This window comes from Pseudomonas sp. BB438 (assembly GCF_057180225.1).
This window is the reverse complement of the sequence record NZ_CM170001.1, coordinates 3,169,459-3,183,685: the sequence shown is the minus strand read 5'-3', so window position 1 is coordinate 3,183,685 and position 14,227 is coordinate 3,169,459. Positions and strand designations below refer to the sequence as shown.

Here is a 14,227-nt window from a genome sequence, read left to right as displayed (position 1 = left end):
GGATGCCATGATTTTTCCCCTGACCCATTTCTTCGTGCACCCCGAACAGGCTTGGCGCGAACTGCGCGACAACACCGACGAGCATCCGGCGGCGTACCTGCCGTTCTGGCTGCTGACGCCGCTGATTCCGGCCGTTTGCCTGTTCATCGGTACCACCCAGGTGGGCTGGCGCCTGCCGGGCAACAGTGAGACCCAGTTCCTCAGTACAGGCAGCGGCGCGCTGCTCGCCTTCTGGTGTTATGTCGGCCTGCTCGCGGGCATCGTGATCATCGCCTACCTCACGCGCTGGGTGCTGTTCCGTACTGATGCCCGGCCCAGCATCAACCACAGCATGGGGTTCTCCACCGCTGTGGCATTGCCGCTGATGCTCGCCGGTGTCGCCGCGCTGCTGCCTTCGCGCTGGCTGCTGATCCTTGCCGCTGGCGCCGCCACGGCCTACTCCGGCTGGTTGCTGTTCATCGGCCTGCCGATCTACATGCGCCTGACTCAGCGCAGCGCGGCGTTTTATGCCGGCTGCATCCTGGGCCTGGGATTCCTCGCCCTGCTGACCACGGCGTTCGGCTTCCTGGAGATGTGGGGGCAAACGATGACGGGAGCCGGCGAGTACCTGCAGGAATAGTCCTCCGCGCCCTGAGCGGCGCAGGGCGCGGGCTGCAGGCATGCGCTCCGCGCACGCGCGCCTCTGTAGCGGTCACTGCTCCGGTCGCGGCACCGGCTCCTCGGGCGGCTGTTGCATCGGCACTTCCTCGGGAAATTCCTCGGGTATCCGGCTCTCGCGGTCCGGGGGCGCTTCCTGGGGCTGCGGTTGCTGGGCGTAGGGATGGGCGTGCATGGCAAGTCTCCGGGATGACGGCGGTCATCATTGGGCGCGCCAGCGTCCCGGAGGTTCGTTTTTTCTACAGGGCGCGCCTTACCTGCAACAGCAGCGCCAGCAACTGCTCGCGGTCGAAAGGCTTGGGCAGGCGCAGCACCGAATCGGCCAGGGCGTCCAGCCGCCCGGCGTAACCGGTGGTGAGCACGCAGGTCAACGCCGGCCGGAACTGGCGCACCTGCTGGATGAGCAGCATGCCGTCCATGTCCGGCATGGCGAAGTCGGTGATCATCAGGTCGAAATCCGCTTCCTCCAGCAACTGCAGGGCCGCCCGCGGCGAGTCGGTCCGTGTGGCGTGGCAGCCAAGATCCGCCAGCAGCGCGCTGGTGCCAGCCAGCACCAGCACGTCGTCGTCCACCACCAGAACCCGAAGGCCCAGCGGCTCGGCCGGCTCCACCGGCGCAACGGGAGAAGGCGCATCCTCCGGAGCCTCTGGCTCGGCCTTCAGCTTCACCGCCGGCAGCCAGATCTCGGCCGTGGTGCCCAGGCCCGGCGTGCTGTGCAACAGCAGCGCGCCGCCTTGCTGCTCGGCCAGCCCGTGAACGATGGACAGCCCCAGACCGGTGCCTTTGCCGGTCGGCTTGGTGGTGAAGAAGGGCTCCGCGGCGCGGCGCAGGGTGTCTTCATCCATACCCTGCCCCGAATCGGTGACGGCCAGGCACACGTACTCCCCCGGCGCCAGCTTGCCGCTCTGGCGCGGCCCGACCTGCGCATTGCGCGCCGAGAAGGTGATGCTGCCGCCGCCCGGCATGGCATCGCGGGCGTTGGTGGCAAGGTTGATGATTGCCAGTTCCAGCTGATTCTGGTCGCTCATCACGCAGTCGAGCCGCAACGGGAAGCGGGTCTCCAGGCTGATGGTCGGGCCCAGCGAGCTGACCAGCAGCTCGCTCATGTCCTGCAGCAGCGCCGGCAGTTGGATCGGCTGCGGGAACAGCCGCTGCTTGCGAGCGAAGGCCAGCATCCGCTGGGTCAACTGGGCACCGCGCCGGGTTGCCTCCAGGGCGTTGCGCCAGATGGTCTGGATCTTCTCGTTGTCCCTCGGCAGCTGGCGTTCGAGCAACTGCAGCCCGCCGAGGATCACCGTCAGCAGGTTGTTGAAGTCATGGGCGACACCGCCGGTGAGCTGGCCAAGAGACTCCATTTTCTGCGACTGGATCAGTTCGTCACGGGCGCGCTCCAGCGCTTCCTGGGCACGGCGCTTGTCGGTGATATCACGGGTGATCTTGGCAAAACCCAGCAGCTTGCCCGTGTCGTCGAATACCGGGTCGATGACGATGTTGGCCCAGAATCGCGAACCGTCCTTGCGCATCTGCAAACGCTCTTCCTCATAGCGTCCCTCGGCCAGCGCGGTACTCAGGCTGGCCTCGGGAATGCCGCCCAGACGGTCCTCCTCGCAGTAGAAGCAGTCGAAACGGCGGCCGATGATCTCTTCCGGGCAATAGCCCTTGATCCGCTCGGCACCCGAATTCCAGCTGGTGACATTGCCCTCGGGATCGAGCATGTACAGTGCATAGTCCGTGACACCATTCACCAGCAGGCGGAAATGCTGCTCGCTGCGCCGCAAAGCCTGCTCGGTCTCGTGCTGTTCGGTGCGGTCGCGGGTGATCTTGGCAAAACCCAGCAGTTCGCCCTCGGTATTACGGATGGCATCGATCACCACGTGGGCCCAGAACGAGCTGCCGTCGCGGTGCAGCCGCCAGCCTTCGCTCTCGTAGCGACCAACCCGCGCCGCCTCGCCCAGCGCCAGTTCGGGCAGCCCGGCCTCGCGGTCGGCAGGCGTATAGAAACGCGAGAAATGTTGGCCGAGAATCTCGTCGGCGGCATAGCCCTTCAGGCGCTGCGCGCCGGAGCTCCAGCTGCTGACACGGCCATCGGGGTCGAGCATGTAGATGGCGTAGTCGGTCACAGCCTCGACCAGCAGGCGATAGCGCGCGTCTTCGACAAGTTGGGCGGTGCTGTCGATGGTATCGGGCATGGGCTCGGGGCTCCTGGGGGCTATTTCAGCAAAGCACAGGCACACTGAAGTGGCAGCCCAGCCGGCCGGACGGCGCGTTTCGCGTCCCGGCGGCAGGTGGGCGGCTATCGTGTCACTCTCCACCGTTCGGCGGAAAGTCCCCCGGTATTCCGCGAAAGCCGCGTGATCCATGGTCAATGATTCAACCCCCTGCCGCCCACCGGCCGGGCATCGTGCAACCTGCAAAGGAGACCGCGGATGAGCGACGACCCAGAGAGTTTCTCCAGTGCCTACCAGAACGCCCTGGTGGAGGTAGCCCTGCCAGCCTTTGCCCGCGCCAGCGAGTTCGCCCGCGAGCACGGCCTGGAGTGCAGCGTGGAGCTGTTGGACGGCCGCCGCGACCTCCCGGAACTGAGCTTGAAAGTGCGCAACTCCTGCCATGATGCCGAATGCATCTGCCGTATCAGCGCCGACCCACAGACCCAACGGCTGTGCCACGAAAACCGCTGCGGCGAAACCGAAGCCGATGTGCAACAGGTGATCGGCTCCCTTGCCTCGCTCAACGAGATGGTGCTCGATACCCGCTTGCTCGAGTTCTTCCAGAGTTCCTTCGCCCTTCACCTGGACTACGCGTCCAGCCGGCACGCTGGGGGCTTCTGGTAGGCCCCCCGGCCAGAACGACAAAGCCCCTTGCCCGATCGTTCGGGCAAGGGGCTTTTTTTGCCTCGTGATCAGCCTTCGAGCTTCTGCTTCAGCGCTGCCAGGCCATCGGCGTAGATGCCGGTGAACAGTGCAGTGGCCTCGGCGTCGCTGATGCCGTCCGGGGTGAAGGAGCCGAACCACTCCACCCGCACGCCTTCGCTACCGGGCAGCACGCGCAGGGTCGACTGATAGTCGCGCACCGGCGCCGGCCCCTGGAGGATGGTGTAGCTGTAGCTGCGCTCGGCTTCGTTGAAGTCCAGCAGGCGCTCGATGATGGTCTCGCCGGCGACGCTCTTCAGGGTGCGTACGCGGCCACCCTCGCTGAGCGCGCTCTGCGGGATGAACGGCAGCCAGTCGGGCAGCGAGTCGAAGCCGCCGATGAGTTGCCAGACCTGGTCGATGTCGGCAGTGAGGTCGATGAAAGCGTTGGCCTTGGCCATGGTGTTTCTCCCGGGGTAATCACCCCAATGATTCGATGATGGGCTGAGATGCACCGGACGCTGGGCCCGGCGGCTGAGGTCAAACGGACGGGACGGGGGCCACAGCGCTGATCAGGCCCTGGGCACGCAGGTCGCTCCAGAACGCAGCCGGGATGACGGCACTGAGCGCAGCGTGGTCCTCCTTGGCGTGGAGCGGACGGGTCGAGCCGGGAATTGCGGCGACCACGGCCGGATGGGCCAGGGCGAACTGCAACGCGGCAGCCTTCACATCCACGCCATGGGCGCGGGCCACGGCGCGGATGCGCTCCAGCTTGGCGAGCACGGCCGGGCTGGCCTTCTGGTACTCGAAGTGTTCGCCGCCGGCGGTCACGCCGGAGCTGTACGGGCCGCCGACGACGATGCCGACGCCCTGCTCCACCGCCTGCGGCATGACGCGCTGCAGCGCGCGCTCATGGTCGAGCAGCGAATAGCGGCCGGCGAGCAGGAAGCCATCGGGGCGCGGCTCGTCCAGGTCCAGGGTCAGCTCGATGGGTTCGACGCGGTTCACACCCAGGCCCCAGGCCTTGATCACACCTTCGTCACGCAGGCGGGTGAGCACACGGAAGGCGCCGGTGCGGGCGATCTCGAACTGGGTCAGCCAGTCGTCACCGTAGAAGTCCTGGGCGATGTCGTGGATCCAGACGATGTCCAGGCGGTCGGTGCCCAGGCGCTTCAGGCTGTCCTCGATGGAGCGCAGGGTAGCGTCGGCGCTGTAGTCGTTGACGATGCGGTTGCGGTTGCCGTGTTCGAACAGGCCGCTCTTCTCGCCCAGTTCGCGGGAGGCCGGGTCTTCGAGTTCGTCGAGGATGATGCGGCCGACCTTGCTGCTGAGGACGTATTCATCACGCGGGCGGTTGGCCAGGGCGGCGCCCAGGCGGGATTCGGACAGGCCGGCGCCGTAGAACGGGGCAGTGTCGAAGTAGCGCACGCCATTGTTCCAGGCAGCATCGACGGTGGCCTGCACTTCCTCGGCGGGCACGTTGCGGAACATGTTGCCCAGCGGGGCGGTACCGAAACCAAGGCGGGTGGGGATCAGGGACTTGAGACTCATGTGAGGGTTCTCCGGGTTGGGGGGAGTCGCTTGTGAACTCCAGTGGCGGCAATCCTATGCCCGCCCAACCTAGACCGTCCAAGTCATAATTCGACCGACTTGAGACCTTTACGAACATCAAGTCGGTTCCGCCGGTCTCTCACACGGTGGCGCCCGCCAGCACCATTTCCCGGAAGTCCCCCACGATCGGTCGCAGGTCGACGCGATGCCAGGCCGCCCACAGCCCGGTGCTCTGCCCCAGCCAGGGCAGTTCGCGCAGCACCACGTTGGGGTTGCGCTCGCCGCCGATGCTCTGCTGGATCAGCGCCAGCCCCAGGCCCGCCGACACCAGGCCGATGGCACTCAGCGGCTCGGCGGCCTCCAGGCGGATCTGCGGGGTGAAGCCGGCGGCCACGCAGCTGGCCAGGAAGCGTTCGCGGCGGTTCGGCTGCAACTGGCCTTCCACCATGATCCAGTCCTGTTCATGAAGGTCGGCCGGCTCGATCAGTGGCTTGTCCGCCAGCGGGTGGCCCAACGGCAAGGCAAGGTGCAACGGGTCGTCGAACACCGGCGCGGCGAGCAGGTCCGGGTCGTCCTCCATCGGCGGCTCGCAGACCAGGGCGATGTCCAGGCTGCGCTGGCGCAATCCCTCGAACTGCTCCTGGGCCGAGAGGTTGTAGAGCGCGATGTGGATGCCCGGACGCTCCTCGCGCACATGGCGCAGCGCCTCGGGCAGCACGCCGGCATGGATGGCATGGCTGACGTAGCCGATGCACAGCCCGCCGGTCTCGCCCCGGCCCAGGCGCCGGCCGAGGGACTCCAGGCGCTCGGCGTGCTTGAGCAGTGCCTTGGCCTCGTGCAGGAAAGTGCGCCCATCGGAGGTCAGGCGCAGGCGCTGCTGACTGCGCTCGAACAGTTGCAGGCCGAGACGCTCCTCCAGTTGGGCGATCTGCCGACTGAGCGGCGACTGGGAAATGTGCAGTGTTTCCGCCGCCTTGCCGACGTGCTCGACTTCAGCCACGGCGACGAAATAACGGAGTTGTCTGAGATCAAGCATAGACCCTCAAGGACTCAAGTATGTCGAATTAAGTTATGTACGATCTTACAGGCCGCTTCTAGCATGGCGCCATATCCAGACGATCATCGGCGTATTCCGCGCCCCCTGGATGAGGATTGAAGACATGCAGATCGATCTCGGCGGCAAGACCGCCATCATCAGCGGATCCACCGGCGGCATCGGCCTGGGCATCGCCCGCCAGCTCGCGGCCTCCGGTGCCGACGTCGTCATTGTCGGGCGCAATGCCGCCTCCGTGGACGACGCCGTAGCCGGCATCCGTGCCAGCAACGGCAAGGCCCGCGGCGTGGTTGCCGACCTGGGCAATGCCGCCGGTGCCGACGTGCTGTTCGCCGCCGAACCCCACGCCGACATCCTGGTGAACAACCTGGGCATCTACAACGACGTCGATTTCTACGAAACCCAGGACCAGGAATGGCTGGACTTCTACGAGATCAACGTGCTCTCCGGCGTACGCCTGGCCCGTCACTACACGCCCGGCATGGTGAGGCGCGGCTGGGGCCGGGTCATCTTCCTGTCCTCGGAATCGGGCGTGGCCATTCCCGCGCAGATGATCAACTACGGCGTCACCAAGGCCGCCAACCTGGCCGTTTCCCACGGACTGGCCAAGCGCCTGGCGGGCACCGGCGTCACCGTCAACGCCATCCTCCCCGGCCCGACCTTCACCGAAGGCGTGACCAACCTGGTGGCCGACGCCGTGCGCCAGTCCGGCCGCAGCGCCCGCGAGGAAGCCGACGCCTTCGTCCGCCGCGAACGCCCCAGTTCGATCATCCAGCGCGTCGCCGAGGTCGACGAAGTGGCCGCCCTGGTGACCTACGTCGCCTCGCCCTACTCCTCCGCCACCACCGGCGCCGCGCTGCGGGTGGATGGCGGTGTGGTGGACAGCCTGGCAATCTGATTCAGCCTGCGTCGCAACCAGCCCCGGCCCATTGGCCGGGGTTTTAAATTGCTCGAAGAACAACCGCGCGAGTGGAATTGCCGACATGCAAAAGGTCGTCTCTTCCCGAGACGGCCTTTTGCCGAGCGTGCATCGACGGATCAGGCGTCGCTCGCCGTCAGCGGCCCGTGCATCCGCTGAAAGCTCAGTTCCGTGGCGGTGAAGAACGCCTGCGAGCGCCCGTTGGCGAAGTCGTCGACATGCACCACGGTGGCGCCGTCGGCTTCCTGCCAGGCGATCACGTAGACACCCTCGGCGCCGGCGTAGGGGCCGGAGACGATGGCGTAGCGGATGCACGACGCATCCGCCGAGTAGTGGTTGTGTGCGGACAGGCCGTCGTAGTCGACGCGGAAGCTGCGGCCGGCAAAGGCCGGCCGTGAGGCTGTGATCATCACTTGATCGCCACCGGATTGATGTTGACCTGGGTCGAACCGACGTACAGCGGCTGGCCGAGGACGAAGAGGAATTCCCAGGCCTGGTCGCGGACCAGCGCGCGGCTGTCGATCAGTTCGAGGTTGTAGATGCCGCGCTTGGCCAGCAGGTACTGGTTGACCGGGAACTCGTCCTTGCCGTGCGGGTTCGGGTAGACCTCCGAGGCCCAGGTGTCACCGCCGAAGGCGACGATGCCCTGGTCGGCCAGCCACTTCGCCGCCTCCATGCCGATGCCGGGCTCGACGTCGAGGAACTGCCTGTTGTCCTTGCCGATCAGCTCCAGCCAGCCGGTGTTGAACAGCACCACGTCGCCCGTGCGCAGGGTCAGGCCTTCCTGCTTCAGTACCGCCTGGATATCGGCGACGCTGAACTCGGTGCCGCCGGGCACGATGGCCTTGCCGTAGTGCGCGGTCATGTCCAGCACCACACCACGGGTCACGAAGGGCGGGACCTTCTCGATGCCCAGTTTCTTCACGCCTTCGACGGTGACGAAATCAGCGGCCCGATTGCCGTTGTAGTAACGGTTGTCGATGCCGATGTGGCCGATGCCATTGAGCTGGGTGCCGACACCGGTCCAGGCGTTCACCAGTTCATCGTTGAAGGTGAACTTGTTCGGCCCGAGCGATTGCCCGCCCTGCTCGCCCGGCTGGATGTTGTAGAGGTGGAAGCTGCGATGGCGGAAGGCCGGCAGGTTCTTGTCCACCGGCACAGCCAGCGGATAGGTCTTGCCGGTCTTCACCAGCTCCACCGCCTGACGGGTCACCTCAGGCGTCAGCAGGTTGGCCGCGCCGATCTCATCGTTGGCGCCATAGACGGACGGGTACCAGTCCGCGGCGGAGGCGGTCTGTATGGCCAGCGGCAGCAAGGTGGCGAGGGTGAATGTCGCAAGGGCTTTCATGTTCGAATTCCTGTTTCTTTCAGGCCGTGATGCGGTTCAGGCGGTCAGGCGCGGGTAGTCGGTGAGGCCGTGGGCGCCGCCGCCGAACAGCGTTTCGCGCTGGTGCGTGTTGAGCGGTGCGCCCAGGCGCAGGCGCTCGGGCAGGTCGGGGTTGGCGACGAAGGGCCGGCCGAAGGCAATCAGGTCTGCCCAGCCTTCGTTCAACGCTTGCATGGCACGTTCGGCGGTGTACTTGCCGGCGTAGATCAGCGCGCCGGGGAACACGTCGCGCAGGCGGCGCTTGAACGCCAGCGGCATGTGCGGAGCGTCATCCCAGTCGGCTTCGGCGATGTGGATGTAGCCCACGCCGATCTCGCCCAGCAAGCGTGCGGCGGCCAGGTAGGTGGTTTCCGGATCGGCATCGGAACAGCCGTTCAGGGTGGTCAGCGGCGCCAGGCGAATACCGACACGGCTCTTGTCGCCGGTGCCTTCCACCAGCGCCTGGGCGACTTCAGCGAGGAAGCGCAGGCGGTTCTCCAGCGAGCCACCGTACTGGTCGGTGCGGTCGTTGGCGTTGGAGTCGATGAACTGATTGACCAGGTAGCCGTTGGCGGCGTGCAGCTCGACACCGTCGAAACCGGCGGCCATGGCGTTGCGCGCAGCCTGGCGGTATTCGTCGACGATGGCCTGGATCTCTTCCACCTTCAGCGCACGGGGTTTCGAGGCCTGGACGAAGCCGGGCGTCCCGTCGTTTTCGGCAACGAAGACGTTGACGCCTTCAGCCTGCAGCGCCGAGGACGACACCGGCGACTGGCCGTCGAGCAGGCTGATATGGCTCAGCCGGCCCACATGCCAGAGCTGGGCGAAGATGCGCCCGCCGGCGGCATGTACCGCCTGGGTGACCTTGCGCCAGCCGGCAACCTGGGCCGGCGTGTGGATGCCTGGCGTCCAGGCGTAGCCCTTGCCCAGCGGGGAAATCCAGGTGCCTTCGCTGACGATCAGACCAGCGCTGGCCCGCTGCGCGTAGTACTCGGCCATCAGCTCATTGGGCACGTCGCCCGGCTGGCTGGCACGGGAGCGGGTCATCGGCGGCATGACGATGCGGTTGGGCAGCTCGAGGCCACCCAGGGAATAGGACTGGAACAGCGGGGATGCGTTGGTGGTCATGGCCGGACTCCTTCAGCGGCAAAAGGCGCGATCGGGAAGTCCGCAGGAGCGTGGGCGCAGCGCTGCGAACCACTCGATCGTTCGAGTGGGAAGCAGTCTGCGGCCTTTGCCGGCGGGGATTAAGACGCCGTTTCGGCAAAATCATTTGACTCCAGCTCACGAATGCAAGCTGGATTGCTTCTATCGAAGTGAGGAAACCTTCAGCCCTGGCTGGCGATCGCCTGGGCCACTTGCAGGTCGCTCAAGGGCGATTGCGGATGCTCGTTGCGATACAGGCGCAGCGCCTGTTCCAACTGCGCGCCATGGATCAGCCCGGCGGAAGCGACATAGGCCAGCGCGTCGTCGCGGGCTTTTTGATAGGCAGCGCGCGGCGACTGGCTGGTGGACCCGCTGACCGCGGCCGTACCGAGGCTGGTGCCGATGGTGAAGTGATCGGAGGAGTTGCCCTTGCCATCCATGGCATTGGCGAGGCCGGCAGCCGCCAGCAGCCACGCAGCAGCGCCCTGCTTCAGCACCCGCAGATCGCCGGACGCGCCGTCCAGCCCATGCGTTTCTCGGGATGCCCGGTGTGTTCGTCCTCGCGTTCCTCCAGCACCTCGAACCCATGGCGCTGGTAGAACGCCACCGCACCGGAATTGGCCGAATAGACGGCCGTTTCCAGCATGGGCAGGTGAATCTTGGCATCGCTCAGCAGGTGCGAGCCCAGCCCCTTGCCCTGGTATTCCGGGGCGACGAACAGCGCGGCCAGGGCGCCGTCGTGCAGGCTGTAGAAGCCAATCACGCAGCCGTCGCTTTCGACGACGCGCGACGCGGCAGCGGGCAGGTAGACCTCGCGCATGTCCTGCAGGCGCTGCTGCCAGAAATCGGTATCGATGAAGTTGTGGGCCTGCTGCGACGCTCGCAGCCAGATATCCAGCACCCGGTCCATGTCGTCATCGCGAAAGTCACGGATCTGCATCGGAGTCGTCTCCCGGTCTTATCAAGTGCTCATGGCGTGGCGGGCGGCATCCTCGCACAAGCGATCACCCCTGCGCTCCCCCGCGCACTGCCACCAATCGTCGCACCTGCGCAGCCTCCAACCATGGCAAAAAAGAGCCGGCGAGCGACCCTTGCACTCAAGCACGCCCGCAGCGAACCGTCAGGTTCCACTCATCAGAATCAGGGAACGCCCGGCGCCCACGGGGTTCTCTCGAAAGGGTCCGGCGAACCGCGAATGCGCGAGCCAGTGCGTCCCGCTGCCAGCGGCGGATCAGCGCCAGACGGCCACGCCGGCCCAGCAAAATCCACCCAGAAGCAATCAAGGAGACAGTCAATGGGCAGCTATCGATGGTTCCCCACTACCCGCAACAGTGGCGTGCAGGAACTGCAGTCCCTGGTGAACGACCTGGAGTCCCTGCTCGCCAGCAGCCGCGACCTGACGGCGGAAGAACTGCCGGCGTTCAAGACCCGGCTGCGCAACCTGGTGGACGACAGCCGCGAGACCAGCGACCACCTCATCCAGCGCAGCCGCCGGGCCCTTCGCGCCGGAGGGGAGTACGCCGGCGAGCACCCCTGGCAGACCGCGGCCGTGCTGGCCACCGCCGCCGGCCTGCTGGCCGCAGCTTGCGCGTTGAGTCGCCATCACGATTAGTGCCCTTGCGGTGATCGGCGCGGTGATCGGTGACGCCAACGCCGATCACCGCCCACTCAAGCCTCGAAGGCGCGGACGCTAGGGATCGATGAAGCTGTCGATCAGTTCCAGGCCGAGGCTGCGCACACGCCCGGCACTGCTCAGCTCATCGCCGTGGATGCCGACCACGGTGGTAGAGGGCATGTCCGCCAGCAGGCTGCTGAAACGGATCGAGTAGCGGCCGCCGGCCTCCCGGTAGCAGGAGAAATTGAACAGCGGATAGGCCTCGTGGAGGACCGCTTCCACGTCCAGGCGTCGGAACTGCGTCATGGCCACCTCCTCTCCCAGGCCCAACCCTGCCCGTTCGGGCGGGCGAGGGGAATGCTGGCGATTGGCCCAGACTCTGCGGCTCGCCGGGCTCGGCAGGCCGATCACCAGCGCTGACCGGGGGCGCTGCATCCGCAACTCATTCGTGACCGGCGCAGATTTCGGACGGAAGGCCCGCGAGCACGGCGCCACATCCGCCCGTGCATTTTCCAGTCGTGTGGCAGTGGGACCGTGCATCCTGCAAATGTCTATTGGCCAGCGCCGCGCGCCGGATTACCAGCAATAACAACCTGTTAAGCGGATGAAACAGTCTCCCCCGGCCTGGCACGGCTGATGCGAGGTTTCTGGCTCAAGCCAGGTCTCTGGCGTTTGCCGACCACCGGGAGGGATAGACATGTCCAGTTGCCGCGACACTGCCATCGAACACCTGAGCCACCTGTTCAGCGACTACCGTCCGCAGTTCTCGCCCAGGCCCGACGGCACGCTGCTGATCTGCCTGCGCAACGCCAGAGGCAAGCGGCTGATTTCCCGCGTCATCCAGCAGGAAGAGCAATCCAGTGCGGTGCTGCTGAACATCCTCGTAGAACGCATCCGCCGCGACCTGATGACCGTGGAGGGGCCGCTGGAGGAAGACAACGTCGACTGGTTCCTCAAGCGCATCGAACTGCAGACCTTCGTGCCGGTGAACCCGACCCACCGGCCACGCAAGATCGTGGTGGCCGGCGCACGGCTGCGCGCCCTCGCTGGCAAGCAGGCCGGGCAAGCGAGATGACTATGAAGAACCCCGTGGATACCCCAGACCCTGATCCGAAAGTGACTCGTGACGAGTCATTGGAAGAGCGGGTGGACATCGAGCCGGAGGACAGTCGGCAGGAGCCCCACCTGTCCGCCGCCCACCAGGACGGCCTCAAGGACGGGCCCGCATAGCCCCGCCAACAAGGCCAGCGCAGCCAGCCCGACGGGAAGTGCATTCCGGTGGCCGCCGTCAGTCCGAGCAGTCGGGCGGCCGCCGGTTCTATCCCCCAGAGGCCACGCTGGCAGCACAGCCTCTGGGTTGCCGTTCCCTCACCCACCGACAGCCCGGGCGATCAGCGCGCGAGGAACGGTGGTGGCGCGTCGATCACGCCGGTCTCGTTGACGTACTGCTTGTAGTGCTCGATCAGTGCGTCCAGCTTCGCCGGCTCGTTCTTGGCCAGGTCGTTCGTCTCACCCGGGTCGCTGGCCAGGTCGTAGAGCTGCCAGGTGGCGGGGCCGACCGGCGCAGGCAGGTACACCGCTTTCCAGTCACCCTGGCGGATCGCGCGCATGCCGAACAGCTCCCAACCGGTGACGGTCTTCTCGTCGTGGGCCTGCTCCGTCTCGCCGGACAGCCAGCCCAGCCAGGACTTGCCACGCACCTCGGCCACCTCGCGACCGCGCCACTGTTTGCCCGGATGGCGCACACCGGCCAGGTCGAGGATGGTCGGGGTGATGTCCATCACCGTGGAAAAACTGTGGCTGATCTCGCCCTGGCGCTGCAGCGCCGGGTAGCGCACCAGCGCCGGCACGCGAATGCCGCCCTGGGTGGTGAAGGCCTTGTACAGCCGCGACGGCGCAGTGGCCGCCTGGGCCCAGCGCGGGCCGTACCAGATGTACGAGTTGGCGCGACCGATGTTCTCCAGGCTGTTGTCGTAGTGCTGGTCGAGGAAGCTCAACAGGTCCGGGCCGAAGCGCGGGAAGGCCTCCAGCAGTGCGCCCTCGGCACCGTTGTCGGACATGAACAGGACGAAGGTGTTGTCCAGCTCGCCCTGCTGGCGCAGGTAGTCGACGACACGCCCGACGTTCCAGTCCAGGCGCTCGACCATCGCCGCGTAGACCTCCATGGCCCGCGCCGACCTGGCTTTCTCCTCGTCATTGAGACGCGACCATTCCTTGCTGATCGCCAATACTGGATGCGCCTTCACGTCGGCGTCGATCAGGCCCAGCTGCTTGAGCCGCTCCAGGCGTTCCAGCCGCAGCGCCTCGGGGCCGGCGTCGTAGCGGCCGCGGTACTTGTCGACCACCTCCTTCGGCGCCTGCAACGGCCAGTGCGGCGCCGAGAACGGCAGGTAGGCGAAGAACGGCCGGCTCTGGTCACGCGCCTTGAGGTAGTCGATCAGTTTGTCGCCGAAGGCATCGGAGGAATAGAAGTCCGCCGGCAGTTCGTCGATGAATTGGTCATCTTCGACATACAGCGCCGGCGTGCTCTTGAGGATGCGCGGCGTGCTCTCGTCATAGGGCGGCTCGAAGCCATAGTGGTTGGCGGCGCCGGGCAGCAGCGAGAAGGAGCGCTCGAAGCCGCGCGCGTGGGGCGCCTGCTCCAGCTTCAGGCCCAGGTGCCATTTGCCGGCCATCAGTGTCTGGTAGCCGGCCTCGCGCAGCAGCTCCGGCAACGCCACCACGCGGTCGTTCAGGTAACCCTCGTAGCCGGGCTTGCCTTCCAGCTCCGGCGTCAGCGCCTCGGCCATGGTGCCGATACCGGCAATGTGGTGGTCGGTGCCGGTGAGCAGCATCGAGCGCGTCGGCGAGCAGGTCGGCGCCGTGTGGAAGTCGGTCAGGCGCAGGCCGTCGAGGGCCAGGGCGTCGAGGTGCGGCGTGGCGATCTCGCCACCGAAGGCGCCGAGGTCGGAGAAGCCGAGGTCGTCGGCGACGATGACGAGGAAGTTGGGGCGTTTGCTCATGGTCGGACTCGGTAGGTTGGCTTTTCGCAGGAGCGAGCTTGCTCGCTCCTGCAAGAGTGGGTTCTCTG

18 protein-coding genes are annotated in these 14,227 nt (G+C 66.3%); 6 read left to right on the top strand and 12 right to left on the bottom strand.

Annotated elements, in window-relative coordinates; genetic code table 11:
* Window positions 1-7 precede the first annotated feature (7 nt).
* Window positions 8-619: a Yip1 family protein gene (locus AC1ZV1_RS14640; protein WP_484297388.1), complete on the top strand. Its 612-nt coding sequence runs from the start codon at window positions 8-10 to the stop codon at window positions 617-619.
* A gap of 72 nt (window positions 620-691) precedes the next feature.
* Here AC1ZV1_RS14640 and AC1ZV1_RS14635 read toward each other — a convergent pair whose 3' ends face one another.
* Window positions 692-832 carry a hypothetical protein gene (locus tag AC1ZV1_RS14635; RefSeq protein WP_484297387.1) on the bottom strand — a complete coding sequence of 47 codons (141 nt, stop codon included), beginning with the start codon at window positions 830-832 and terminating at the stop codon, window positions 692-694.
* Window positions 833-896: 64 nt separating this feature from the next.
* Window positions 897-2,846, bottom strand: coding sequence for a hybrid sensor histidine kinase/response regulator (locus AC1ZV1_RS14630; protein ID WP_484297386.1), 1,950 nt, complete (start codon window positions 2,844-2,846; stop codon window positions 897-899).
* 237 nt (window positions 2,847-3,083) lie between these two features.
* On the opposite strand from AC1ZV1_RS14630, the gene AC1ZV1_RS14625 reads away from it, so the two are divergent.
* Window positions 3,084-3,488, top strand: a complete 405-nt coding sequence (locus AC1ZV1_RS14625) for a hypothetical protein (protein WP_484297385.1) — start codon at window positions 3,084-3,086, stop codon at window positions 3,486-3,488.
* 68 nt (window positions 3,489-3,556) lie between these two features.
* Here the strand turns inward: AC1ZV1_RS14625 and AC1ZV1_RS14620 are convergent, their stop codons facing one another.
* The 3 genes from AC1ZV1_RS14620 to AC1ZV1_RS14610 all read right to left on the bottom strand — a co-directional run bounded on the left by AC1ZV1_RS14620 (window position 3,557) and on the right by AC1ZV1_RS14610 (window position 6,093).
* Window positions 3,557-3,967, bottom strand: a complete 411-nt coding sequence (locus AC1ZV1_RS14620) for an SRPBCC family protein (RefSeq protein ID WP_484297384.1) — start codon at window positions 3,965-3,967, stop codon at window positions 3,557-3,559.
* Between the two features lie 79 nt (window positions 3,968-4,046).
* Entirely contained in the window at window positions 4,047-5,057 is a 1,011-nt protein-coding gene (locus tag AC1ZV1_RS14615) for an aldo/keto reductase (protein ID WP_484297383.1), read from the bottom strand.
* Between the two features lie 139 nt (window positions 5,058-5,196).
* The gene (locus AC1ZV1_RS14610) at window positions 5,197-6,093 is read right to left on the bottom strand and encodes a LysR substrate-binding domain-containing protein (protein WP_484297382.1); all 897 of its coding nucleotides are present in this window, start codon (window positions 6,091-6,093) and stop codon (window positions 5,197-5,199) included.
* Window positions 6,094-6,217: 124 nt separating this feature from the next.
* On the opposite strand from AC1ZV1_RS14610, the gene AC1ZV1_RS14605 reads away from it, so the two are divergent.
* The gene (locus AC1ZV1_RS14605) at window positions 6,218-7,009 is read left to right on the top strand and encodes an SDR family NAD(P)-dependent oxidoreductase (protein WP_484297381.1); all 792 of its coding nucleotides are present in this window, start codon (window positions 6,218-6,220) and stop codon (window positions 7,007-7,009) included.
* A gap of 140 nt (window positions 7,010-7,149) precedes the next feature.
* Here AC1ZV1_RS14605 and AC1ZV1_RS14600 read toward each other — a convergent pair whose 3' ends face one another.
* The 5 genes from AC1ZV1_RS14600 to AC1ZV1_RS14580 all read right to left on the bottom strand — a co-directional run bounded on the left by AC1ZV1_RS14600 (window position 7,150) and on the right by AC1ZV1_RS14580 (window position 10,482).
* Complete coding sequence (locus AC1ZV1_RS14600) at window positions 7,150-7,440, bottom strand: MoaF-related domain-containing protein (protein WP_484297564.1); 291 nt, start codon at window positions 7,438-7,440, stop codon at window positions 7,150-7,152.
* Complete coding sequence (locus AC1ZV1_RS14595) at window positions 7,440-8,378, bottom strand: cyclase family protein (protein WP_484297380.1); 939 nt, start codon at window positions 8,376-8,378, stop codon at window positions 7,440-7,442. Before AC1ZV1_RS14595 ends, AC1ZV1_RS14600 begins: the two co-directional genes overlap by 1 nt.
* A 36-nt stretch (window positions 8,379-8,414) precedes the next feature.
* Entirely contained in the window at window positions 8,415-9,524 is a 1,110-nt protein-coding gene (locus AC1ZV1_RS14590) for an alkene reductase (protein ID WP_484297379.1), read from the bottom strand.
* A 200-nt stretch (window positions 9,525-9,724) separates the two neighbouring features.
* Window positions 9,725-10,039: a DUF2388 domain-containing protein gene (locus tag AC1ZV1_RS14585; RefSeq protein WP_484297378.1), complete on the bottom strand. Its 315-nt coding sequence runs from the start codon at window positions 10,037-10,039 to the stop codon at window positions 9,725-9,727.
* Window positions 10,033-10,482, bottom strand: coding sequence for a GNAT family N-acetyltransferase (locus AC1ZV1_RS14580; protein WP_484297377.1), 450 nt, complete (start codon window positions 10,480-10,482; stop codon window positions 10,033-10,035). The genes AC1ZV1_RS14585 and AC1ZV1_RS14580 overlap by 7 nt, the downstream gene beginning before the upstream one ends.
* Window positions 10,483-10,836: 354 nt before the next feature.
* Between AC1ZV1_RS14580 and AC1ZV1_RS14575 the strand changes: the two genes are divergently transcribed.
* A complete protein-coding gene (locus AC1ZV1_RS14575) occupies window positions 10,837-11,154 on the top strand; it encodes an ElaB/YgaM/YqjD family protein (protein WP_484297376.1) in 318 nt (105 codons plus the stop codon).
* Window positions 11,155-11,232: 78 nt separating this feature from the next.
* Here AC1ZV1_RS14575 and AC1ZV1_RS14570 read toward each other — a convergent pair whose 3' ends face one another.
* On the bottom strand, window positions 11,233-11,463 hold the full coding sequence (locus tag AC1ZV1_RS14570) for a hypothetical protein (protein ID WP_484297375.1): 231 nt from the start codon (window positions 11,461-11,463) through the stop codon (window positions 11,233-11,235).
* A gap of 391 nt (window positions 11,464-11,854) precedes the next feature.
* Between AC1ZV1_RS14570 and AC1ZV1_RS14565 the strand changes: the two genes are divergently transcribed.
* Both AC1ZV1_RS14565 and AC1ZV1_RS14560 read left to right on the top strand, forming a co-directional pair.
* Window positions 11,855-12,232 (top strand): DUF3509 domain-containing protein, encoded by a 378-nt coding sequence (locus tag AC1ZV1_RS14565; protein ID WP_484297374.1) that lies wholly within the window; start codon window positions 11,855-11,857, stop codon window positions 12,230-12,232.
* A gap of 2 nt (window positions 12,233-12,234) precedes the next feature.
* Window positions 12,235-12,387, top strand: coding sequence for a hypothetical protein (locus AC1ZV1_RS14560; protein ID WP_484297373.1), 153 nt, complete (start codon window positions 12,235-12,237; stop codon window positions 12,385-12,387).
* A 161-nt stretch (window positions 12,388-12,548) separates the two neighbouring features.
* Here the strand turns inward: AC1ZV1_RS14560 and AC1ZV1_RS14555 are convergent, their stop codons facing one another.
* Window positions 12,549-14,159: an arylsulfatase gene (locus AC1ZV1_RS14555; RefSeq protein ID WP_484297372.1), complete on the bottom strand. Its 1,611-nt coding sequence runs from the start codon at window positions 14,157-14,159 to the stop codon at window positions 12,549-12,551.
* Window positions 14,160-14,227 lie beyond the last annotated feature (68 nt).

Bases quoted from the DNA above. Each gene is read 5' to 3' on its own strand.
- AC1ZV1_RS14575 (WP_484297376.1), top strand. From the start codon at position 10,837: ATGGGCAGCTATCGATGGTTCCCCACTACCCGCAACAGTGGCGTGCAG.
- AC1ZV1_RS14555 (WP_484297372.1), bottom strand. From the start codon at position 14,159: ATGAGCAAACGCCCCAACTTCCTCGTCATCGTCGCCGACGACCTCGGC.
- AC1ZV1_RS14590 (WP_484297379.1), bottom strand. From the start codon at position 9,524: ATGACCACCAACGCATCCCCGCTGTTCCAGTCCTATTCCCTGGGTGGC.
- AC1ZV1_RS14640 (WP_484297388.1), top strand. From the start codon at position 8: ATGATTTTTCCCCTGACCCATTTCTTCGTGCACCCCGAACAGGCTTGG.
- AC1ZV1_RS14635 (WP_484297387.1), bottom strand. From the start codon at position 832: ATGCACGCCCATCCCTACGCCCAGCAACCGCAGCCCCAGGAAGCGCCC.
- AC1ZV1_RS14605 (WP_484297381.1), top strand. From the start codon at position 6,218: ATGCAGATCGATCTCGGCGGCAAGACCGCCATCATCAGCGGATCCACC.
- AC1ZV1_RS14615 (WP_484297383.1), bottom strand. From the start codon at position 5,057: ATGAGTCTCAAGTCCCTGATCCCCACCCGCCTTGGTTTCGGTACCGCC.
- AC1ZV1_RS14610 (WP_484297382.1), bottom strand. From the start codon at position 6,093: ATGCTTGATCTCAGACAACTCCGTTATTTCGTCGCCGTGGCTGAAGTC.
- AC1ZV1_RS14570 (WP_484297375.1), bottom strand. From the start codon at position 11,463: ATGACGCAGTTCCGACGCCTGGACGTGGAAGCGGTCCTCCACGAGGCC.
- AC1ZV1_RS14620 (WP_484297384.1), bottom strand. From the start codon at position 3,967: ATGGCCAAGGCCAACGCTTTCATCGACCTCACTGCCGACATCGACCAG.
- AC1ZV1_RS14630 (WP_484297386.1), bottom strand. From the start codon at position 2,846: ATGCCCGATACCATCGACAGCACCGCCCAACTTGTCGAAGACGCGCGC.
- AC1ZV1_RS14625 (WP_484297385.1), top strand. From the start codon at position 3,084: ATGAGCGACGACCCAGAGAGTTTCTCCAGTGCCTACCAGAACGCCCTG.
- AC1ZV1_RS14560 (WP_484297373.1), top strand. From the start codon at position 12,235: ATGAAGAACCCCGTGGATACCCCAGACCCTGATCCGAAAGTGACTCGT.
- AC1ZV1_RS14565 (WP_484297374.1), top strand. From the start codon at position 11,855: ATGTCCAGTTGCCGCGACACTGCCATCGAACACCTGAGCCACCTGTTC.
- AC1ZV1_RS14595 (WP_484297380.1), bottom strand. From the start codon at position 8,378: ATGAAAGCCCTTGCGACATTCACCCTCGCCACCTTGCTGCCGCTGGCC.
- AC1ZV1_RS14580 (WP_484297377.1), bottom strand. From the start codon at position 10,482: ATGCAGATCCGTGACTTTCGCGATGACGACATGGACCGGGTGCTGGAT.
- AC1ZV1_RS14600 (WP_484297564.1), bottom strand. From the start codon at position 7,440: ATGATCACAGCCTCACGGCCGGCCTTTGCCGGCCGCAGCTTCCGCGTC.